This is a genomic window from Hymenobacter glacialis, assembly GCF_001816165.1.
GTDB classification, from domain to species: domain Bacteria; phylum Bacteroidota; class Bacteroidia; order Cytophagales; family Hymenobacteraceae; genus Hymenobacter; species Hymenobacter glacialis.
This window is the reverse complement of record NZ_MDZC01000056.1, coordinates 21,929-44,431: the sequence shown is the minus strand read 5'-3', so window position 1 is coordinate 44,431 and position 22,503 is coordinate 21,929. Positions and strand designations below refer to the sequence as shown.

Annotated in this window: 13 protein-coding genes; 3 read left to right on the top strand and 10 right to left on the bottom strand. The window is 63.9% G+C overall.

Translation table 11 applies throughout. The features are described from left to right. Positions 1–469 precede the first annotated feature (469 nt). Positions 470–3,412 (top strand): glycoside hydrolase family 3 N-terminal domain-containing protein, encoded by a 2,943-nt coding sequence (locus BEN48_RS07860; protein WP_241502212.1) that lies wholly within the window; start codon positions 470–472, stop codon positions 3,410–3,412. A gap of 177 nt (positions 3,413–3,589) precedes the next feature. Beyond that, the gene (locus tag BEN48_RS07855) at positions 3,590–6,352 is read left to right on the top strand and encodes a TonB-dependent receptor (protein WP_083320876.1); all 2,763 of its coding nucleotides are present in this window, start codon (positions 3,590–3,592) and stop codon (positions 6,350–6,352) included. Between the two features lie 98 nt (positions 6,353–6,450). Here BEN48_RS07855 and BEN48_RS07850 read toward each other — a convergent pair whose 3' ends face one another. Continuing rightward, positions 6,451–7,689 carry a redoxin domain-containing protein gene (locus BEN48_RS07850; RefSeq protein ID WP_083320875.1) on the bottom strand — a complete coding sequence of 413 codons (1,239 nt, stop codon included), beginning with the start codon at positions 7,687–7,689 and terminating at the stop codon, positions 6,451–6,453. Between the two features lie 196 nt (positions 7,690–7,885). Between BEN48_RS07850 and BEN48_RS07845 the strand changes: the two genes are divergently transcribed. Further along, a complete protein-coding gene (locus BEN48_RS07845; protein ID WP_193408664.1) occupies positions 7,886–9,511 on the top strand; it encodes a 3-(methylthio)propionyl-CoA ligase in 1,626 nt (541 codons plus the stop codon). A 7-nt stretch (positions 9,512–9,518) separates the two neighbouring features. Here BEN48_RS07845 and BEN48_RS07840 read toward each other — a convergent pair whose 3' ends face one another. From BEN48_RS07840 to nagB, 9 genes are all read right to left on the bottom strand, one after another. Next, positions 9,519–10,265 carry a hypothetical protein gene (locus BEN48_RS07840; RefSeq protein ID WP_125932532.1) on the bottom strand — a complete coding sequence of 249 codons (747 nt, stop codon included), beginning with the start codon at positions 10,263–10,265 and terminating at the stop codon, positions 9,519–9,521. Between the two features lie 171 nt (positions 10,266–10,436). Next, a complete protein-coding gene (locus tag BEN48_RS07835) occupies positions 10,437–11,147 on the bottom strand; it encodes a hypothetical protein (protein ID WP_070734042.1) in 711 nt (236 codons plus the stop codon). 118 nt (positions 11,148–11,265) lie between these two features. Then, positions 11,266–12,066, bottom strand: coding sequence for a pyrroline-5-carboxylate reductase (proC, locus tag BEN48_RS07830; RefSeq protein ID WP_070734041.1), 801 nt, complete (start codon positions 12,064–12,066; stop codon positions 11,266–11,268). Positions 12,067–12,245: 179 nt separating this feature from the next. Next, the gene (locus BEN48_RS07825) at positions 12,246–12,791 is read right to left on the bottom strand and encodes a hypothetical protein (RefSeq protein ID WP_070734040.1); all 546 of its coding nucleotides are present in this window, start codon (positions 12,789–12,791) and stop codon (positions 12,246–12,248) included. Between the two features lie 323 nt (positions 12,792–13,114). After that, positions 13,115–14,296, bottom strand: a complete 1,182-nt coding sequence (locus BEN48_RS07820; protein WP_083320874.1) for an acyltransferase family protein — start codon at positions 14,294–14,296, stop codon at positions 13,115–13,117. Positions 14,297–14,434: 138 nt separating this feature from the next. Beyond that, positions 14,435–15,781 (bottom strand): RagB/SusD family nutrient uptake outer membrane protein, encoded by a 1,347-nt coding sequence (locus BEN48_RS07815; RefSeq protein ID WP_070734039.1) that lies wholly within the window; start codon positions 15,779–15,781, stop codon positions 14,435–14,437. 93 nt (positions 15,782–15,874) lie between these two features. Next, the gene (locus BEN48_RS07810) at positions 15,875–18,922 is read right to left on the bottom strand and encodes a SusC/RagA family TonB-linked outer membrane protein (protein ID WP_070734038.1); all 3,048 of its coding nucleotides are present in this window, start codon (positions 18,920–18,922) and stop codon (positions 15,875–15,877) included. Between the two features lie 139 nt (positions 18,923–19,061). Then, entirely contained in the window at positions 19,062–20,273 is a 1,212-nt protein-coding gene (locus BEN48_RS07805; RefSeq protein WP_070734037.1) for an anhydro-N-acetylmuramic acid kinase, read from the bottom strand. Between the two features lie 220 nt (positions 20,274–20,493). Beyond that, entirely contained in the window at positions 20,494–22,428 is a 1,935-nt protein-coding gene (gene nagB / locus BEN48_RS07800) for a glucosamine-6-phosphate deaminase (protein WP_070734036.1), read from the bottom strand. Positions 22,429–22,503 lie beyond the last annotated feature (75 nt).

Here is a 22,503-nt window from a genome sequence, read left to right as displayed (position 1 = left end):
GACCACGAGCGGCTCAGCCAGACCTTGCAGCAGCTGCATTTTGTCGTTTTCGCCTGCATTATGCTCGCCAGGCATACGAATAGTGCATAACAGCCTCTAACGAGCACAAAAATAACTGGCCGTACAAAAGCAGAATAAACCATTATGCAAACAATGAATATTATATTATTGATTACCAATAATTTACAATAAAATAAGTATGCTGTTGTTCATGCTGGGCAGAACTGTGCTTCATTGCCAAGAGGTTCCGACATTTGCAGCGCCTGACACAACGGGCCACTAACACACATCCGGCACCTTGTCACTCTTCAAGTACATCATTCTGCTTGGGTTTCTGATTGCTCCACTGCTCTCGTGGGCACAACGCCTGCCCGAACCCGCTCGGTCCCCAACCCGACGCTCATCCGCAACGATTTCTCCTAAGAGGAAGCAGACCAAGAAACCGGCTCGTAAGCAAGCTGACATCTCATTGCAGCCCGGTGACCCCGCCTTCATCCAGTACCTGCACTCGCCCTGGGTCGATAGCCTCATGCGGGTGCTCACGCCCAACCAGCGGGCGGCGCAGCTGTTTATGGTGGCGGCCTACTCCAACCGCAAGCGCATTGATGAGGACTCGATTTCGGCCCTAATTCAGCAGTACGGCATTGGCGGGCTGATATTTTTCCAGGGCGGGCCGGGGCGGCAGGCGCGCCTGCTCAACCGCTACCAGAGCCAGAGCCGGGTGCCCCTGCTGGTGGCCATGGACGGCGAGTGGGGCGTGGGCATGCGCCTCGACAGCGTGGTGAAATTCCCCTACCAGATGAGCCTGGGCGGCGATGTGGACACCACCCTGCTCTACGACATGGGCACGGAGGTGGCCCGGCAGTTCCGGCGGCTGGGCATGCACGTCAACTTCGCGCCAGTGGTCGACGTGAACAACAACGCCGCCAACCCCGTCATCGGCTTTCGCTCCTGGGGCGAAAACGCGGCGGCCGTGGCCCGCGATGGTCGCCAGTACATGCGCGGCATGCAGGACGCGGGCATTCTGGCCGTGGCCAAGCACTTCCCCGGCCACGGCGACGTGGACGCCGACTCGCACCTGGCCCTGCCCACGGTGCGCGTCGACCGCCGCCGGCTCGACACCCTGGAGCTGCCACCCTTCCGCAGCCTGATTGCGGGCGGCCTGGGCGGCATGATGGTGGCCCACCTCAACGTGCCGGCCCTGGACGCGGTGCCGGGCCCCAGCACCCTGTCGCGGCCCATCGTCACGGATTTGCTGCGCGATAAAATGGGCTTCAAAGGGCTGATTTTTACCGATGCCATGAACATGAAGGGCGTCATCAGCATGTACCCGCCCGGCGAGGCCGACGTGCGTGCCCTCATGGCCGGCAACGACATTCTGGAGTTCAGCAAGAACGTGCCGCTGGCCATCCAGATGGTGCGCGCCGCTGTGGACAGCGGCCGCATTTCGCAGCGCGAAATTGACGAGCATTGCCGCCGCGTGCTGGCTCTCAAGCAGTGGGCCGGCCTGCACCGCTACCGGCCCATCGAAACCAAAAACCTCATTCAAGACCTCAACCAGCCGCATGCCCAGTACCTCAGCCACCGCCTCACGGAGCTGAGCATGACCCTGCTGCGCAACCAGAAAAACCTGTTGCCCCTGCAGCGGCTCGACACACTGCGCATTGCCACGCTGGTAATTGGCGGCACGGCACGCGACACTACCGACTTCCAAAAAACCGTGGCCGACTACGCGCCCGCGGCCCATTTCCGGATAGCAGCCACGCCCACGCTGGATGAGCTCACCCGGCTGCGCGACGCCCTGAAGCCCTACAACACGGTGCTGGTGGCTCTGCAGGGCCTCGGCCGCCTGCCCGCCACCAGCTTCGGCATCACGGCCGAAACCAACCTGCTGCTCCGCGAGCTGGTGAGCCAGACGCAGCAAGTGGTGCTGAGTGTGTTTGGCTCGGCCTACGCCGTGGCCCGCGTGCGCGACCTGGACCGCGCCGGCGCCGTGGTGCTGGCCTACCAGGAAAGCAAAGACGCCCAAAGCCTGGCCGCGCAGGTCATCTTCGGGGGTAGTGCGGCCAGTGGCAAGCTGCCCGTCACAGTCTCGGACCGCTACCCGCGCGGCTTTGGGCTGCGCACGTCCGGCAGCACCCGCCTGCGCTACGCCCACCCCGAAACCGTGGGGATGGACGGCCGCCTGGAAGCCCGCGTAGACAGCCTGGTGGGGCAGGCCCTGGCCGCCCAGGCGTTTCCGGGCGCGCAGGTGGTCATTGCGCGGCGCGGCACGGTGGTGCTGCGCAAAAGCTACGGCAGCCAGACGTACGCGGGCTTCACCGCAGCTGCCGGCAGCGGCAGCAAATTCCGGGAGCCAGCTTCCGGCCCGAAGGAAGTCTCGGTGCCCCGGCCGGTGCAGGACGGCGACATCTACGACCTGGCCTCGCTCACCAAGCTCATGGCCTCTACTCCGGCGCTGCTGCGGCTGCAGGAGCAGGGCAAGTTCAGTCCCGACAGCACCATGGGCAATTACTTCCCCTTCCTGCGCGGTACCAATAAGGAGGGCCTGAAAATGCGCGACGTGCTGGCCCACCAGGCCCGGCTCAAGGCCTGGATTCCGTTTTGGAAGGAACTTACGAACAAGAAAGGCAAGCTGCGGCGGCGCTACTTCCGGGCCGATTCGTCGGCGCGGTTCCCGCTGCAGGCGGCCCACGAGTTGTGGGCCCGCAAAACCCTGCCGGCCCGCATCTACGAGGAAATAGGGGAGTCGCCGCTCAATGAGAAACCGGGCTACGTGTACTCCGACCTCTCCTTTATCCTGTACCCCGAACTGGTGAAGGCCCGCACCGGGCTGCCGTTTGATGCGTTTTTGCAGCGTGAGGTGTACGGGCCGCTGGGCGCCACCACCCTGGGCTTCCGGCCCACCAACCGCTTTCCGCTCGCGCGCATTGTGCCTACGGAAGTGGACTCGGCCTTCCGCGGGCAGCTGCTGCACGGCACCGTCGACGACGAGGGCGCGGCCCTGCTCGGCGGCCTCTCGGGCCACGCCGGCCTGTTTGGCAACGCCAACGACGTGGCCAAGCTGGCCCAGACCTACGCCTGGGGCGGCCGCTACGGCGGCCAGCAGCTGTTCAGCCAGGAGATTCTGGCCGACTGGACGCGCTGCCAGTTCTGCCCCGACAACCGCCGCGCCCTGGCCTTCGACCGGCCGGCCGCCAACCCCACGGTGAATTCGGCCAAAGGTGCCTCGCCCGGCAGCTACGGCCACACCGGCTTTACGGGTACTTATTTCTGGGTCGACCCCAGGGAAGAGCTGGTGGTGGTGCTGCTCACCAACCGCGTGCACCCGTCGCGGCTGAATAACAAGCTGAGCGAATTGAGCGTGCGCTCGGCCTTGCTGCAGCTGGCCATCGAAGCAGTGAGCAAGTAAGCTGCCGGCCCGCCCGCACCCCGGCCTCACCATGGCTCTTTAACCTACTCCGGTTGTAAAACCTGGCTCAGCTATAGGTGTTAACCAAAATTATTATGCTTGCATACTATAAATTCTTTTTCAATTAGGCATTAAGTGGTTAGGTTTGTGGAATCAATCCCACTAAAACCTGACGGTATGCGCCACCTCTTCGCTAGTATTCTATTGATTCTGTGGCTGCCGCTGTGCGGGTGGGCCCAAACCTTGCAAACCGTGCGCGGCACGGTGCAGGACGAAGCGGGCCGGCCACTGCCCGGCGTCACGGTACTTATCCGGGGCACGGGCACCGGCGACGCCACCAACGAGCAGGGCAACTTCGAGCTAAAGGCCGACTTTGCCAAAGCTCCCGTGGTGCTGGTGGTTTCGTTTGTGGGCTACGCCGCCCAGAACATTCCGCTGAGCGGCCCCGAAAGTGCGCTGGTAGTGAAGATGCGCACCAGCGGCATGCTCGACCAGGTGGTGGTGTCGGCCTCGCGCATCGAGGAGAGCATTGGCCAGGTGCCGGTGACGGTGGAAAAAATAGACCAGCGCCAGGTGAACAACGTGACCACTCCCGACCTTGTGGCGGGCCTGGCCCGGTTCAAATCCATCGACGTGAGTAGCTCCAGCATGCTGCTGACCAGCTTCAGTACCCGGGGCTTCAGCTCGTCGCGCTCCGACCGCGTGATTCAGCTGGCCGACTACGCCGACACCCAGCTGCCCAGCCTGAGCTCTAACTTTGGTAACCTGCTCGGCACGCCCATTCTTGATGTGGCCAGCGTGGAAGTAGTGCACGGCCCGGCCTCGGCCCTCTACGGCGCCAACGCCTTCAATGGCGTGCTGCTCACCAACTCAAAAGACCCTTTTAAGGACACCGGCCTCACGGTGCGCCTGCGCGGCGGCAACCGCAACCTGCTCGATGGGCAGCTGCGCTACGCCGTGAAGCTCGGCGAGCGGGTGGCCTTCAAAATATCGGGCGGCGGCATCCGGGCCGATGACTTCACCGGCCGCAACTTCGACGCGACCTCCAAATTGCTTGAGCCAGCCAACAACCCCGCCGGTTCCAACCTGGGTTATGATGCGGTGAGCGTGTATGGCGACGCCGGCAACACCTTTGGCGCTACCGGCGGCGCGCTCAATGGCAAAACGGTTTTCCTGCCCGGCTTCTCGGAAGCCGACCTCATCACCGATAACAACCCCACGTACTCCGTTAAGGTGTCGCCCAGCCTGGCGGTGAAGCTCACTGAAAAGATAAAAGCCACGGCCAGCTACCGCTACGCGGCCACCAACACCACCTTTCAGGCGGCCAGCCGCTATCGCATTGTGGATGCCGGCGCCCACCAGGGTAAGTTGGCCATTGAAGGACGCAACTGGGTGGTGCGGGCCTTCCAGACCCGCGATTTCTCGGGCAAGCGCGACCCGCTCACCGACGGCTCCTACAACCTGGGCTTCCTGGGCGGCGTGCTGCAGCTGCAGCAGGCCACGGGCGCCAACGGCCAGCCTGTGGTGGACGCCAACGGCGCTCCGGTGAGCTACGCCACGCGCTACTTTGGCACCTATGCGGCTGCGTATAACCAGGCTTTCCAGGCCAACGGCGGCAACGCCGACGCGGCAGCCCTCTCGGCGCGCACCACGGCCAACGCCAACGCGCCCGTGCTGCAGCCGGGCACCCAGGCTTTTAAAGACGCCCGCGACCGCATCATTCACAACCCTACGCCGGGGCAGGGCGCCCGCCTCATTCTGCGTTCGGTGCTTTCCGAGGCCAGCGGCCAGTACAACTTCAACTCCGAAATAGTGGACGTGGTGGTGGGCGGCGCCTACCGCCGCTACGACCTGGGCTCCGACGGCAGCCTGCTCGAAGACACCCGCGAAAGCGGCCGCATCCGTAACTACGAGTACGGTGCTTACGCTCAGGCCAGCCGGGCTTTTCTGGACGACCACCTGAAGCTGGCCGCCGCCGGCCGCGTCGACCGGTTCCAGAACTTTGGCACCGCTTTCTCGCCCCGCGTATCGGCCGTGTATTCGCTGGGTGCTGAGAAGCAGCACAACTTCCGCTCCAGCTACAGCCGCGCCTTCCGCGCAGCCTCGCAGGACGCCCAGTATATCCGGCTCGACGTAGGCCGTGCCATTCTGGTGGGCAACGTCGGCTCGGGCTTCCGAGGCTACACCACGGGTCTGGCTACCCAGCTGCCCGGCATCCTGGCCCCCACCCGCACCGCCGACCTGGCCGCCCTGGAGTACCAGAGCCCCGGCCTGAAGCTTGAGAAGGTGAACAGCGGCGAGGTGGGCTACCGCGGCCAGCTCACCAGCAAGCTGTTCGTGGACCTTGATTACTTCTACAGCGCCTACGACAACTTCATTGCCACCCGCAACTTCATCGGCAACCTCGACGGCAGCCGGCCCACCCCGGCGCAGATTGGCGCAGCCGCACCGTTCCGCTTCGCCAACGCGGCCCTGCCTACCCGCGTTATCCAAATCAACACCAACGTGGACCAGACGGTGAAAAGCCAGGGCGCGGGCATCTCCATGGGCTATAACTTTGGCACGGCCCTCACCCTGACCGGCAACTACAGCTACAACGCCCTTATTACGAAAAACTTTCAGCCCGGTACGCTCTCGTTCTTCAACACGCCCGAGCACAAGTTCAACCTTGGTGTTGACGGCCTGCTGCTTGAGCGCAAGCTGAGCTACAACGCCAACTTCCGCCAGGTGAGCAGCTACACGTTCGAGTCGACATTTGCCACCGGTACCATTCCCTCGGCGCAGGTAGTGGATGCGCAGCTGGGCTACACTGTACCCAAGCTGCATACCACCGTGCAGGTGGGCGGTACCAACCTCTTCGACAGCCGCAACTTCCAGGTATACGGCGCGCCCAGCCAGGGCCGCATTGTGTACGCGGGCCTGCTGTTCGACATCGACTAGGTGCCGCTGAAACTGGGCAACGATGCTTGAATAGGCGCAAAAAAGGGGGAAGTGAGGCCGCAGAAGGCTTTACTTCCCCCTTTTGCGTTGGGGCGGAGCTACCGAGCTACTGCCTTCCCCAATATCGGCTGGCCGGCCGGGGCAGGCGACAGCCGGAGCATGCTGATACTGCGCGGGGCCTCCATCACTTCCAGGCCTAAGCGGGCCAGCGCGGTGGACACGGATGCTTTGATGTCTTCGTTCTGGGTGGTCAGGGTCACATCGTATCGGCCGGTGAGGCCGGTTTCGTCCACCACGGGTTTGCCGAGCTCGTTTTCGAGGTAGTCGCGCAGGGTTTCCATCGGGCTGCCTTCCATGCCAAACTCCCCGCCGCCGAAGCTGTACTTTTTTGGTTTGGTGGAGGTGGGCAGCGCGGGCGCGGCTTTGCGCCGCCGTAGCACGTAGGCGGGTTTGGTTGTCGGTACCCACTCGGCCTTCACCGGCAAATACTGCCGCAGGGCTTCGCGCATAATGGGCCGCAGGTTGGCTTCCTGGCCGGGCGGCACTATCAGGTCGAAGCAAACCAGGTTCAAATCGTCGTACTGTCGCAGGCTGTCGGGCAGCTGGTTGAGAATGCGCCGGCTGGTGGTTTCGTAGGCCAACTGAAACAGCACGTTGGCACTCACGTTGATGGCCGTCAGCCGTCGCTGCGCAAACGGACCCTTGCGCTCCGGTCGCATCATACCCTGCAGGCCCTGAATGTACGGGCGCACGTTCACGCCGTAGCTGGTGGTCGAGTCGACGGAAAAGTAGCTCATGGGGTCGCCGTTCAGCACGTCCTGCTTCAGCTTGAGGCGCACTGGCCGGCCGGCGGCCACGTCGAGCAGGGCCGCTTCGGTAAGTTGCTCCGGCGAGGTGATGGCCACCACGCGCCGGTTTTTATCGACCACCACTGTGTGCGACACCATGCGGTGCGGAAACAGCTTGTTGATTTCATCAGCATCAGGTGCTGACGCCAGCGGCACCGGGAGCGGCCGTTTTGCCAGAAACTTCTGCAGCCGGGCTTCTGAGTCTGTGGAGATGCCCACCACTTGCAGTTCCTTGGGGTGGCGTTGCTGCAACGCAGAAAGCTTTTCCAGCGCCGGGATGCAGGGGCTGCAGGTGGTGCTCCAGAATTCGAGCACAAGCACTTTGCTTTTGGCGTCGTCGGGCGTGAAGGTGGGGGCCATGCCATTCACCACGCGGGGCAGCACAAAGTCGGGCAGCTGGTCGCCCACTTTCAGGGGCGTTTGGGCGGCGGCATTCGGTGCAGCAATCCCCAGGATTGCCCCCAACGCTAACAGAAGAGGCTTTTGCATAAACAGGATAGAATCTGGTGGAGGTGTCGGGCAACAAATCGTAAACGTAGTTATTATCCAGCATCCCACGGCTTTTGTGCGCTAGCAAGGCGCCGGTAGGTGGAGCAGTCGCGCGGGTGGTCCGGCCGCTGTGCGCCAACCCATTATTATTGGGTAGCTTGGCGTTTCGTACTTCTCACCCCACTCGTTCCCTCCCATGCAAGGACTCATGATGGCCGACCAGCTCCGCGTAGCTGGCCTTCTCGAACACGCTGCCAAGTGGCACGCCGATACCGAAATTGTTTCGCGTTTGCCCGAGGGGGGCATCCACCGCTACGGCTACGCCGCCGCGCACGGCCGCAGCAAGCAGCTGGCCAATGCCCTGCTGAAGCTGGGCATGGCCAACGGCGACCGGGTGGGCACGCTGGCCTGGAATACCCACCGGCACTTCGAGCTGTACTACGGCGTGGCGGGCATTGGAGCGGTGTGCCACACCATCAACCCGCGCCTGTTTCCGGAGCAGCTCGTCTACATCATCAACCACGCCCAGGACCGGTTGCTGTTCTTCGACCTGACCTTTCTGCCCCTGGTGGAGCGGCTGGCGCCCTTGTGCCCCACCGTGGAAAAGTGGGTGCTGATGGCGCCCGCCGCGCACCTGCCCGCCACTTCCGTGATGCCCGGCCTGTGCAGCTACGAAGACCTGCTGGCTGCCGAAACCGCTGACTACGAGTGGCCCATGCTTGACGAGAACACGGCCTGCTCCTTGTGCTACACCTCCGGCACCACCGACCAGCCCAAGGGCGTGCTGTACTCGCACCGCTCCACGGTGCTGCACGCGCTGGGTATTTCATTGCCCGATGCCCTGAGCTGCTCGGCCCGCGACGTGATAATGCCCGTGGTACCCATGTTCCACGTCAACGCCTGGGGCCTGCCGTATGCCGCGCCGCTCAACGGGGCCAAGCTGGTGCTGCCCGGCGCCGGCATGGACGCCGCCAGCCTCTACGAGCTGTTTGAGGCCGAAGGCGTTACGTTCTCGGCCGGGGTGCCCACCATCTGGCTGGGGCTGCTGCAGTTCATGCGCGAAGGCAGCCGCAGGTTCTCCACCCTGAAACGTACCGTAGTGGGCGGCTCCTCGTGCCCGCCGGCCCTGATGAAGGCGTTCGAAGAAGAGCTGAATGTGACCATTCTGCACGCCTGGGGCATGACCGAAACCAGCCCCCTGGGCACCACCAGCAGCGTGAAACCCAAACACGCCGCCCTCAGCCCCGCCGACAGCCTGGCCCTGCGCGCCAAGCAGGGCCGCCCCGTGTACGGCGTGGACATGAAAATTGTGGGCGACGACGGCCACGAGCTCCCGCACGACGGCGTGGCCTTTGGCGACCTGCTGGTGCGCGGCCCCTGGGTGGTGCGCGACTACTACGGCAGCGGCACGTCCGGTGAGCTCACCGCCGACGGCTGGTTTCGCACCGGCGACGTGGCCACCATCGACGGCGACGGCTTTATGCAAATCACCGACCGCTCGAAGGACGTCATCAAGTCCGGTGGCGAATGGATTTCCAGCATCGACCTCGAAAACCTGGCCGTGGGCCACCCCGCCGTGGCCGAGGCCGCCGTTATTGGGGTGCCCAGCGCCAAGTGGAGCGAGCGGCCCCTGCTGGTGGTGGTGCGCCGCCCCGGCATGGAGGTGTCGGCGCAGGAGCTGCTCGACTTTTTTCGGGGAAAGGTGGCCAAGTTCTGCGAGCCTGACGCGGTTGAATTTGTGGAGCAATTGCCCCACACGGCCACCGGCAAGCTACTCAAAACGCAGATTCGCAAGGACTTTGCTGGGTATTCGGTGGCGTAGGGTGTCTTCAGAGCGAATCGTAGTAGACCAAGAGCCGGACCGCGTCGGTCTCGCGCCGAAGGTCCAGCTGCTGGGCGCGGGCGTAGGCGGCCAAGGCGTCGGCGTGGGCGGGACCCAAGGCGGCCAGGAAGGGCGCGGGGCTCAGCTTCACGGGCGTGAGCTGGTTGTCCGTTGTTTTGAGAAAGTAGGTGAGGACGTCCCGCGTGCCGGGGAGGCCGTGGCTCACCTCGCCTGCACGCACGACGTGCGTGCGCTGGCATAGCAGGGCCGTTTTGCCGGCATCGTAATGCACCTCAAAAAAGGCCTTGCGCAGGGCCGGTTTTGCCATGCGCGCACCAAGGTAACGGCGGAAGGTCAGGCGCTGGCCCAGCAGCGAGTCGCCCACCGAGAACTCACGGAGCAAGTCCGTATCCACCACCTTAACAACTTCAGTTGCTCCGACGAGGGTGCGGTAAATGAGCTGATGGTCAACGGCATTGTACTTCAGCCACTCCCGACGAGGTGCGCCAGTATAGGGCCGCAGCACGCCTTGCGTCCAGCGCGGGAAAAGGTACAATTCAGCCCTGGAGCCAAGGGCTTCGGTGCCATTCTTCGGCGGCGAAGGCGCTGGAGCATTGGGTTGCTTGAAGTATTTGGACATGTCGACGGGCTGGACTTTGGTAGGGCCGCCACCCCCTGGGGGCGTGCGGTAATCTTGTGCGCGAGCGAGCTGTCCGCTGAGCAGCGCCAGGATGAGCAAAGACAAAGGGCGCATGATGCGAATAGGGGAAAAGTGCCCGGCAAGATAGCCCCGAACGCGGCCTGTACCCCGGGCCGTGCTTAGTTGGTGCATACGAGGGGACCAGGGATTATAGGAGTAGAGATGAGAATTTAGGAAGACCATTTTTTTAGTAAAAGAAATTTTTCAAATATGCGCAAGCGCGGTTTACAGCGAGTCGTAGTACCTGAGTAGTTTCACCACATCCGTTTCCTGGCTGAGGTCGAGGCGCTCGCGGGTGACGTAGGCCGTCAGGAGCGGCGCTTTTGCTTTGCCCAGGGTGGTGAGCACCGCTTTTGCGTTCAGCTTCACTGGCTCGATGACGTTGTCGGAGTTTTTGAGGTAGAACGTGCTGGTTTCCTCCCATTTTCCGGCTTGGCGGCCAGCCAGAGAAGGGCCGTTGCTGCCGCCAAGGATGGTGCGCGTGCGGCGCCGCAGCAAGGCCGACTTGCCTTCGTCGTAATTCACTTCAAAAAAAGCCGTGCGCAAGGGATAGCTGGCAATCCGGGCAGCGAGGTAGCGCCGGTAAGTGTAAATCTTACCACGGAGGGAGTCAGCCAGCGAAAACTCCGTCACCAGGCTGGTGTCAAGCTCAAGTGAGTCGGTAGGCGAGCGCCGCCAAAGTAGCCGGTCTTTGGCCAAATCGTACTTCAGCCACGGCCGGGGCACGCGTCCGGTGGTCATCAACACGTTGCCGCGCGACCAGTAGGGCATCAGAAAGGGGGTGCCGTCTGCGGCCATATTGGAGTGGCCTTTGCCCTTGGCCAGCTCGCGGTTGATGTATTCGGGGTCGGTGGCCACCACCGGGCTTAGGGCTGCCTGGGCAAAGGCGACGGGCGTGGCCGCGGCCACCAACAAACCGATGAGTAGAAAGCGCATAGTGAACGGAGGAAGTAGAAACGTGGAAAGCTACCCGACTTACCTCAAATAACAGCATATTTATTTGAGGAAGGAGTTCAATTGCTTTGACCGAGAATTACCCCAAAAGGCTGCTTGCTTACTTGCCCAATTCTTCGGCCCGGTCGCGGGCGACGCCGGCCCCGGCCATCAGGCCTTCGCGCACGTGCCCGGCCCCAAACGTGTGCATGGCGGCTTCGGTAGTGCCGCCTTTGGAGGCCACCTTGGCAATCCAGTCGGTGCAGCTCAGGCCCGATTGGGAGTACAGCTCCACGGCACCCCGAAACGTCTGGCTCACCAGCAGCTCGGCTTCGGCAGGACTGAAGCCCATGGTGGTGGCCGCTGCCATCAGGGCGTCCATGCAGTAGTACACGTAGGCCGGGCCGCTGCCCGAAATGGCCGTGGCCGCGTCAATGGCCGCTTCTTCCTCCACGTACACCGTTTTGCCGGTGGTGCTGAGCAGGTTTTGCACCTGCACCAGCTCGGCGCGGGTCACGGCGTCGGTGCTGGTGAAGGCCGTCATGCCCATGCCGATTTGGGAGGGCAGGTTGGGCATGGCCCGAATAACTTTGGGCGTGCCCAGGGCCTCGCGCAGGGTGGCAATGCGCACCCCGGCCATGATGCTGAGCACCACCTGCTGCGGCTGCACCAGCCCGCGCAACGACTCAAACAGCGCGGGCGAGTCCTGCGGCTTCACGGCCAGAATGAGCAGGTCGGCGCCGGGCACGCACTCGCCGGGGTGGCCCCACACCGTGCCAATTTCGTGAATGGCCAGGGCGGGTACCCGCTCGGGCGAGCGGGCCAGCAGCCGCAGGTCGAGGCGCGAGGTGATGTGGGCGCGCACGAAGCTGCGGGCGTAGGTCAGGCCCATGTTGCCCCCGCCGATGATGAGAATTTTCATGCTTGTAAACGCTTGCAACCAAGGAGTGAGGGCTCAAGCTGGGAAAAACGAGTCAATAGTCGCCTGGCAACGGTTTCCAAAGAGCCAACTGGTACAGTCAAGCCATTTCTCCGAAAACGACGATGCCACTGCGCCGCGCTTTTGCGGGGACGGCAGTGGCATCGGCCAGCCCGGAACTGCTACAACGTGTCGTAGTAGGCTAGCAGCTCAACCACATCAGCCTCTTCAGTCAGCTTTAGGCGCTTCTGCTTGATGTGGGCAGCCACGGCCACGGCATGCGGGGAATCCAAAGCGGCAAGCACGGCTTCCTGCGTAAGCTCCGTAGGAGTTAATCTATTGTCCGGCGTTTTGATGAAATATTTGGTGACCACACGCTGTTGGAACTGCCCCGAACGCTGGCTTCCCCTAGTATGGACGGCGTTTTCAACCAAAGACCGGCGGCAAAGCAGGGCCGTCTGCCCGGCATCGTAGCGCACCTCGAAGAAAGCCAGCCGCAATGCCGGATTCTCAATGCGGGCATTGAGGTAGCGGCGGTAAGTGCGCTGGGTTTTGAGCAGGGAATCGCCCAAGGTAAATTCCCTAATATTGTTCAAATCAACTTGTTCGGGCTCGCCAGAGGGCAATCGGTAGGTCAGGTTTTCAAATACAAGGTCGTACTTAAGCCAGGGGCGCGTGGCCGGGCCTGCGTAGGGCTGTACGGTGCCACGCGTCCAATACGGCAACATGTGGGCGGAGGAGGGGTCCGTAAGAGCCGTCGCAGTACTGGCTGGAGCCAGCTTCTGGGAGGTATACCGAGGTGCTGAGCGGGGTTCTGAGCTTGGCCCCCCGCGTGGGGTAACTCCTCCCACGGATTGACCCGAGGGCAGAAGACTGCCAGGCGTCATGACGCCTCGGCTAGTCAAGTCCTGTGCTTGGGCTATTTGGGTGATGATTATTCCTAGCGCTGGTAATAGGTAGAATCGCATGGCAAAGAGGAAAAGAAACGACGGATGGGATTGTTCAGTAAATATATGTAAGGAAACGGCTAGAGTGATGACAACTCAGGAGTTTACACCTTCAGTACTACATTTTTCTTATACATCCAGCTCAGGATAAAATACCAGATGATGATGAGTACCACCGCGCCCATCAGCGAAGCCGCGCGCGGGTCGGTGAAAAACGGCGCGATGCCCCACTCGTAGAGCCACTCCTTCAGCCCCCCGGTTTTGCCCGTGGGCAGGGCCAACTTAAACAGGCCGAACGTGCGCGAAAGCAGCGCCGACAGGCAAAACACCAGAATGGCATTGACGCCATAGACCAGCGCCGGCCGCGTCCAGGCGCGGTAGCCCTGCACGTCGCATACCCAGTAGAGGGCGGCCAGCCCGGCTATGGCCAGCCCGCCGGTGTAAAGCACGTAGGGGCTGCTCCAAAGGGCTTTGTTGATGGGGAACCACGGTGCCCATACCAGCCCCAAAATGGTGACGGCGCCGGCGGCTACGAACAGCCACGCCACTTTGGTAGCGGGCTCCCGGTCCCGGCGCCGCAGCCACTGCGCCGTGAGCACGCCCAGCAGGCCCGTGCCCAGCGCGGGCAGCGTGCCCAGCAGGCCTTCGGGGTCCCAGGTTTTGCTGGATTTCCAGAGGTGGGCTTCGCTGAATACCAGCCGGTCGAGCCAGGCGCCAAGGTTGGTGGCGGGCTCCAGGTTGGCGGGGCCGAAGCCGGGCACCGGCACCACCTGCATCAGCACGGCGTAGCTCACCAAAAACACCACCACCAGCCATGCCTGCGTGCGCCAGCTGGATTTCAGAAAAATGAAGCTGCAGCCCAGAAAGACCAGCGCAATGCGCTGCAACACGCCCATAATGCGCACCACCGAAAAGTCGAATTTGGGATAGAGCGACAGCAGCAGCCCCAGCCCGAACAGCACTGCCGCCCGCCGCGCCACGCGCCACAGCACCGCTCCCTGCGGGCCGCCCTGCTGCTTCACCCCATCCAGGGCATACACCAGGCTCACCCCCACAATGAAGAGGAAAAAAGGGAAAATCAGGTCCGTGGGCGTGCAGCCGTTCCATTCGGCGTGCTCGAAGGGCGGGTAGATGTGGCCCCAGTCGCCGGGGTTGTTCACCAGAATCATGGCCATCACGGTGATGCCGCGGAAGACATCCAGCGAAACGAGGCGGCCGGGCTGCGAGGCCTCAACCAGCGGCTGGGCCCCCGTGGTGGCCACAGCAGCTTGGGTAACGGTATTCATGGGCGGCGAGTGGGGAAGGATGCGCTGCTAAGGTCGAAATTCACTTGTCATGCTGAGCGCAGCGAAGCATCTTATCACCGCTGAACAAATCGTTTTCACGTGATAAGATGCTTCGCTGCGCTCAGCATGACAAGCGCCCTAAATAGCCGGGTCAGCCGGCGTATTGGGGTTGTTCACCCGCTCCTGCTGGGGGTAGGGGTAGAAGTTGCGGGTGCGCTCAGTCAGGTTGGCGGGTGGGGCGGGGCGGCCAAAGCGGCGGCTGTCTTCCAGGCGCTGGCCGCTCAGGAACAGCTCGGCGCTGCGCTGCTTGTACACTTCCAGCAGCAGGGCGTCCACGGTGAGGGGGCCGGCGTAGGCGGGCAGGTTGGGGTACACGTTCCACGGGTCGCCGGTGGTTTGGGTACGCACGGCGTTGATATCGACGAGCGCCGCGGCCAGGTCGGGCGCGGCCTGGCGCAGGTTGGTTTCGGCCCGAATGAGGCGCATCTCATCGGGCTGGTAGGCCGGGATTTCACTGGTTTGGGTGAGGAAGAACCCGGCCAGGGTGCGCACGTTGTCGGTGCTGCCGTTGTTGCGGTCTACCACCACCGGCCCGCTCAGAAAGAACGCCAGGCGGCCATCGCCGGGCTCCACCAGGGCGGCGGGCAGGCCAAAGTTGTCGCGCGGCCGGAAATTAGCCCCCGCCAGTGTCGAGTTCTGGAAGATGGGGTTCGGTAACTGGTTGGAGTAGGCGAAGGCCGAGCGCACGCTCAAGGTCACGAGGTTGGCGGCGGCGCGGGCGGCGGCGTAGTTGCCGGCCCGCAGGTTGAAGCGGGCGCGGTAGGCCTGAATGGTATTGGGCAGGTTGAACCCGGCGCCCAGCACCTGGGTGTTGAAGTCGGCGGGGGGGGCGTTGCTGGCAAACTCCGTGGCCGCCAGGTCGAGCAGGCGAATGGCCTCGGCCAGCAACTGCGCGCGCGGCACGAAGGCGGGCGCGCCGTCGGCGGCCGTGAGCGGGCCCTGCTCGAAGCCCTGGGCCACGCCGGCCAGCGCCGCCGCCTTAAAGAGGTAGGCATGGGCCAGCACCGCGCTGCGGGCGGGGGCATCGGCGGCCAGCACGTTGGGTGCGGCGGCAATGAGCTGGTCGGCCACGCGCACCACACGGTAGTTGCGGGAAAACAGGGCCGTGGTGTTGGCATTGTTGGGCGAAAGCTGGGCCCCACCCTGCTCCACCTCCGTCACGTTGAAAAACGTGGTGACGCCCTTCACCTCGCGGGTCGTGGCGCCGGTGGTGAGAATGATGGGCTCCAGGGCCGAGGTGGAGTAGGCCTGGCGCAGGCCCACGCTCAGGGCAAACAGGCCCTCGCGGGTGGTCAGGGTTTGCACGTCGTCGCCGGCGTTGGGGTTGGGCAGGTCGAGGCTGCAGGCGCTGGTGGCCAGCAGGACCGCCCCAAGCAGGAGCTGGGCAGCCAGGCGGCACGGCCGGGTGAAATCAGAAATAGTCATGTTGAAGGAATATCGAAGTGTACAATCAATAGGTTGGCCGCCATGCTGAGCGAAGCCGAAGCATGACGGTTTTTTTCGGCTGACCTCGCGGCTTTAAAAAGAAGCGTTGAAGCCCAGCGACACGGCCCGTGGGATGGGCACTTCCACAAAATCGAAGCCGCGCACGGCGTTGCTCTGGCCCGCTGCGCTCACTTCGGGGTCGTAGCCGCTGTATTTGGTGAACACCAACAGGTTGCGCCCGGCCAACGACAGGCGCAGGTCGCGCAGGCCCAGCAATTTGGGCGTGAGGCGGTAGCTTACCGAAGCTTCGCGCAGCTTCACGAAGGAGCCGTCTTCAATCCACTTATCAAACGTGTTGTAGGCGGCAATGCTGCTGCCCTTGGCCACCTCGCCGCGCAGTTCGGGCTCGTAGCCGGCCAGGCCGCCGAAGATGTCGCGAGTGCCCACGCGCTTCGTGAAGTTGAACACGTCGAAGTCCTGCTGGGTGTCGAACTGCACCCGAAACACGAGGTTGCCCTTCAGCAGCTCCACTTCGTTGATGAGCGAGGCCACGTAGCGCGGGTTGGGATTGCCGAGCACGCCGTTGAGCAGGGTGCCGCTGGGCTGGCCGTCGGCGCCGCGCAACGGTACGTTGGGCGCCCCAAACGTGCCCTGGGTGCCGCGCTCGCGCTGGGGCAGGCCGCCGGGCGTGAGCAGCAGCGAGCCGTCGGGCCGGCGGGCCGAGTACGTGCCGTAGTACGTGCCCAGGGGCCGGCCCTCCACGGCCGCCACCAGCCCAAAACCGTCAGGGAAGGTGAGCAGGCCGTTCGGAATGTTGGTAATGCGGTTCGTGTTGTGGGTGAAGGTGGTGGTCACGGTCCATTTCACGGCCGCGCTCTGCACCGGCGTGCCGCGCACCAGCAGTTCCACGCCCTGGTTGCGCATGTTGCCGATGTTGTCGAAGCGCGAGGAAAAGCCGCTGCTCAGGTTCAGGTCGCGGCGCAGCAGCAGGTCGGTCACCTTCTTGTCATAATACGAGAATTCGATGCCCACCCGGCCGCCAAACAGGCCCAGGTCGGTGCCCACTTCAAACTCAGATTGCCGCTCCGGGCCCAGCACCGAGTTGCCCTGTAGCGTAGACGGGAGCAAGCCCGGCAGGGTGCCCGCCACGACCGGCCCGAAGTTGGTGAACCGGTCGTAGGGCCCAATGGCCGTGAGGTTACCCGCCTGCCCGTAGGAAGCGCGCAGCTTGAGCTGAGGCACGAGGCGGCCCAGCGGCCCGTCTTTCCAGAATTGCTCTTCCGATACCACGTAGGCCACGCTGGCCTTGGGGTAGTACTGGGTGCGGTTGCTGGGGCCATACACCGAGGCCACGTCCACGCGCAGGGCCCCGGTCAGAAACAGCCGGTTGCCCAGGCCCAGGGTTTGCTGGGCAAATGCCCCGCGAATGCTGCGCTCCGAGCGGGCCTCGCCCGCCACGGCAATGCCGCTGGCCGTGGTTTGCACAATGGGGGCCAGGGTGGTGCTCACAATGCCGGTGGCGAAGCCCTGCTGGTACTGCAGCGTGCCGCCTACGGTGGTGGTGCTGGCCAGCCAGTCCGTGAAGTCGCGCCGGTAGCTGGCCGTCAGGTCGTTGTTCACCAAAATGGTGGTTTGGTCGGCGCGGCGGGCATAGCCGCCGGTGTAGGTGGGGGCGGTGCTGCCGGTGGGAATGAAGCCCGTGGCCACCTGCGTGCTGGCGTCGTAGCCCAGCACGTAGTCGAGGGTGAAGCCCTCAAACGGCGTGAGGTTCAGCTGCGCGTCGCCGATGAAGCGGGAGGTGCGCTGGCGGAAATCAAAGCGGTTGATGGCTTCCAGCGGGTTGGTGCGGGCTATGCTCAGGGCCGTGCTGGGGTAGCGCCCGGTGGCGGGGTCGCGGCTGGGGTCGATGAAGTTGTTGGAAAAGATAAAGCCCGTGAGCGCGCCGTAGGCCTCGCTGATGCCGCCGTTGGGCACTTCCTTGCTCTGGCTCAGGGTGTAGTTGGCGCCCACGCTCAGGCTGGCCTTCGAGCCCAGGGTTTGCTGCAGGCGCACCCGGCCGCCGCCCCGGCTGAAGTTCGTATTGTCCACGATGCCCTGGTTGCGGAAGTAGTTGCCAGAGGCGAAGTACTTGGTGGTGCTGCTGCCGCCGCTGAGCGACACGTAGTCGTCGGTGCCCACGGCGGTCCTGAAAATCTGGTCCTGGTAGTCGTAGCGCGTCACCGGCACCTGGCTCAGGTCGGTGGCCACGGTGTTGGTGAAGCGGAAGGGGTGACGGTTCACGTCCAGCTTCTTGCGCAGCTGCGACACCATGAACTGCGACGATACCGTGACCTGCGGGGCGCCGTCGCGCCCGCGCTTGGTGAAAATCTGCACCACGCCGTTGGAGGCGCGCGAGCCGTAGATGGCCGCCGCCGCCGCCCCCTTAATCACCTCGATGCGGTCCACGTCGTTGGGGCTGATGTCAACCAGCCGGTTTTGGGCGTAGCCGCCCAGGTCGAGCAGCTGGGGCGAGTCGTTGTTCACAATCACGCCATCGATGATGTAGAGTGGGTCGGAGGAGCCGGCCACGGTGCTGGGCCCGCGCAGCCGCACCGAAATGCCACCAGCCGGGTTGCCCGAGTTCTGGGTAATCTGCACGCCCGCAAACTTGCCCTGCAGGGCTTGGTCTATCTGAGTGGGCACCACCGTGCGCAGCTCCTCGCCGCTCACCGTGGCAATGGTGTTACCCAGCTGCCGCTTGCTGGTGGCCACCGACGTACCGGTCACCACCACTTCGTTCAAACCCACCAAATCCTCCGTCAGCCCCACGTCGCCCACCGCTACGGTGGTTTCGGCGCCCAGGGTTATGGCGCGGCGCAAGGGCCGGTAGCCCACCGAGGATATCTCGAGCTGGTAGGTGCCAGGGGAGAGGCCGGCATCAATGGCAAAGCGCCCATCGGTGCCCGATGAGGTGCCCACTACCGTGTTGAGCAGGCGCACCGTAGCACCGGGCAGGGCATCATTGCTCGCATCGGTCACCCGGCCCTGAATGGTGTAGCGGGTGTTTTGCGCCGCTGCCGGCCCGGCGAGCAACAGTACCAGCGCGGCCAGCAGGCCCAGAAAGTAGCCCGGCAGGCCACGCGAATTGTAGGGGTGGGACATAGGAAAAAATGAAAAGTGGATGTAAATGCTGGAAATGCCTGGTCTGCTCAATTCGTAATGTACATAATTGAGATTATGCAATATATTAATGAGTGGCAAAGCTGGTGGTATATACCGGTGACTTGTGGATTTGCAGGCGTCAGCCCGGGAAGGAAATCTTGCCCATGCTCACCGCGGGCACCCGCTGCCGCCCCGCCCCAATGCTAATGGGCTGGCCGGCCACCGCTTCGTTGGCCAACACAGCAAACAAGATGGCTTCCTTGGCATCGCCGGGCACGCCCAGCGCATCGGTGCTCCCGAAACGGGCTTCGGGCAGGTGGCGGCTCAGGGCGGCCAGCAAGGCAGGGTTGTGCGCCCCGCCGCCGCTGGTGTAGATGGCCGCCGGAATGGCCTGCTCGGCAAAAGCTGCCCGCACGGCCCGGGCCACGCCCACGGCGCTCAGCTCGGCCAGGGTGGCCAGCGTGTCTTCCAGGCGCAGGTGGGCGGTGCCGCTGCGCTGCTGCGCCTCCGCTAAAAAGGAGGGGCTGAAAAGCTCCGGCCCGGTGGTTTTGGGCAGCGGCGCGGCAAAAAACGCATGGCCCAGCAGTGCCGTCAGCAGTCCTTCGTGCACCTGGCCGGCTGCTGCCAGCCGCCCGTCTTCATCGTACTGCATACCGGGCCGCTGGGCGCGCACCGTGGCGTCGAGCAGGGTGTTGCCGGGGCCGGTATCGGTGCTGAAGGCCGTGCTGGCGTTGCCGCCGGCGCGGGGCAGGTAGGTAAAATTGGCAATGCCGCCGAGGTTGAGCAGCAGGCGTTCTTCGTCGGGGCTGCTGAGGAGTAGGAAGTCGCCGTAGGCGGCCAGCGGGGCACCTTCGCCCCCGGCGGCAATGTGCTTTTGGCGGAAGTCGCTGAGGGTGATGATGCCGGTTTCGACGGCCACGTGGTCGCCGTCGCCCAGCTGCAGGGTGGCGTTGCGGGGGAAGTCGGCGCGCTGGTGCTGGTGCTGCGGGGCGTGGTACACCGTCTGGCCGTGGCTGGCTATCAGGTCTACTTCGGCGGGCGCAATGTTCCAGTCGTCCAGGCACTCCAGAATGGCGGTGGCGTGCAGGCTACCCAGCCAGGGGTGTAGCAGCGTGAGGTATTCCAGGCTGACTTGCTCCCGCGCAAACACGGTACGGATGCGCGCGCGCGTCTCCTCACTATAAGGAATGGTGCGGAACTGCTCCAGCTCCAGCTGCGTGCCCGGCCCGTGCCCCGTGAGCCGGCACAGCGCCACATCCAGTCCATCGAGCGACGTGCCCGACATAAGGCCAATGATGCGGCGGCTGGGAGCCTGGGCCAGGTGGTGGAGGCGGGCAAGGAAAGGATTCATAGCGGAAGGATATAGAACGACCAACTCCCCTCCTTTTTTAAGGAGGGGATGTTCGAGCCAACGGCTCGAACGGGGGTGGTTGAACTCGTTGAACGATACCCGAACAGTGACAATGGAACGACCCTGCCGCGAGTCGTTCAACGACTTCAACCACCCCAGCCAAACCTGCGGTTTGGCGTCCCCTCCTTAAAAAAGGAGGGGAGTGATGTTCAGCCTATTCTCAAAATTGCCAGCGCACAAAGGCCTCAATGCCTTCGTATTCCGGCAGGCCCAGCTCGTCATACAGCTTAGCGGTGGTGCGGTTGCGGGCCTCGCTGCGCTGCCAGAATTCGCGCTGGTCGGCGCCCGGGAACAGGGGCCGGTCCTTCTGGCTCTGGTGCTTGAAAATGGCGCGGCGCTTGCGCGTGAGCTCCTGCGGCGAGAGCGGCACGGCCATCTCAATCTGGTCGATGTCCCATTCCTGCCAGGCCCCGCGGTAGAGCCACACCCAGCAGTCATCCAGCCACGGCGTGCCGGAGGCTTTGAGCTGCTGAATGGCCTGGAAAATGGCCGCCAGGCACACGCGGTGGGTGCCGTGCGGGTCGCTCAGGTCGCCGGCCGCGTAAATCTGGTGGGGCTGAATGCGGTTCAGCAGCTCCATGGTGAGGCGCACGTCTTCGTCGCCGAGCGGCTTTTTGCGCACCCGGCCGGTTTCGTAAAACGGCAGGTCCTGGAAGTGGGCGCGGGTGGCGGGGTCCAGGCCGGCGTAGCGCAGGGCCGCCCGCGCCTCGCCCCGGCGAATGACGCCCTTGAGCTGCTGAACCTCGGCCGAGTCGACCTGGCCGGGGGCCTTGGCGTGCAGGAAATTGGTCACCCGCTGATAAAACTGCTCGCCGGCCGGGTCGTTTTGCTGAAACAACTGGTCGTACTCGGCCGCGAAATCAGCGAAGCGAATGGCTTCTTCATCAAACACGGCGATGTTGCCGGAGGTCTGGTAGGCCACGTGCACCTCGTGGCCCTGGTCCACGAGCCGCAGCAGCGTGCCGCCCATCGAAATCACGTCGTCGTCGGGGTGGGGCGAAAATATGAGTACGCGCTTCGGGAACGGCACGGCGCGCTCGGGCCGGTAGGTGTCGTCGGCATCGGGCTTGCCGCCGGGCCAGCCCGTGATGGTGTGCTGCAGCTCGTTGAACACCCGAATGTTGATGTCGTAGGCCGGGCCCGACTGGGCCAGCAGCTCCGATAGCCCGTTTTCGTTGTAGGCTTCGTCGGTGAGCTTAAGAATGGGCTTGGTTGTGGTGCGGGCCAGCCAGGTCACGGCTTTGCGCACCAGGGCAGCGTCGTGCCAGTCGCAGGGCAGGCCCTGGAGCCAGGGTGTTTTGCAGGGCGTGAGCTCGGCGCCGGCGGCCTCGTCCAGCACCACCTGCACGGCCGGGTGGCGCTGCAGGTAGGTGGCGGGCACGGTGTCGCTTACCTCGCCTTCCACCATGCGCTTTACCACGGCGGCTTTGCCCTCGCCCCAGGCCATGAGCACGATGTGCCGGGCCTCCAGAATGGTGCCCACGCCCATGGTGAGGGCGCGGCGCGGCACGTTTTCTTCGCCGTAGAAGTCCGAGGCCGCGTCGGTGCGCGTCACGTGGTCGAGGGTGATAAGGCGCGTGCGCGACGCCGAACCCGAGCCGGGCTCGTTGAAACCGATGTGGCCGGTGCGGCCGATGCCGAGCAGCTGCAAATCGATGCCGCCGGCCGCGCGAATCTGAGCTTCGTAGTCCAGGCAGTAGGCGACTACCTGTTCGGGGGGCACCGTGCCGTCGGGCACGTGCACGTTCTCGGGCCGAATGTCGACGTGGTCGAACAGGTACTCGCGCATGAAGCGCACGTAGCTCTGCAGCGAGTCGGGCGGCATGGGGTAATACTCGTCAAGGTTGAAACTAACCACGTTCTGGAAGCTCAGGCCTTCTTCGCGGTGCAGGCGCACCAGCTCTTCGTAGACGCGGGTGGGGGAGGAGCCGGTAGCCAGGCCCAGCACGCAGGTTCTGGACTCAGCCGCGCGTGCCCGGATAAGGTCGGCTATTTGGGCCGCCACGGCGGCAGACGCTTCTTCCGAACCAGCATAGAGACAAGCAGGCAGGTGGGCGCCATCCGTAGCGGGCAGGGCAACAAGAGTGGAAGCCATAGAAACAAGCAGATGTAAAAGTGGCGGGAAAGGTGGTGAAACCCGGGCGGTATTCAAAGCCTGCCCCCGTAGCCG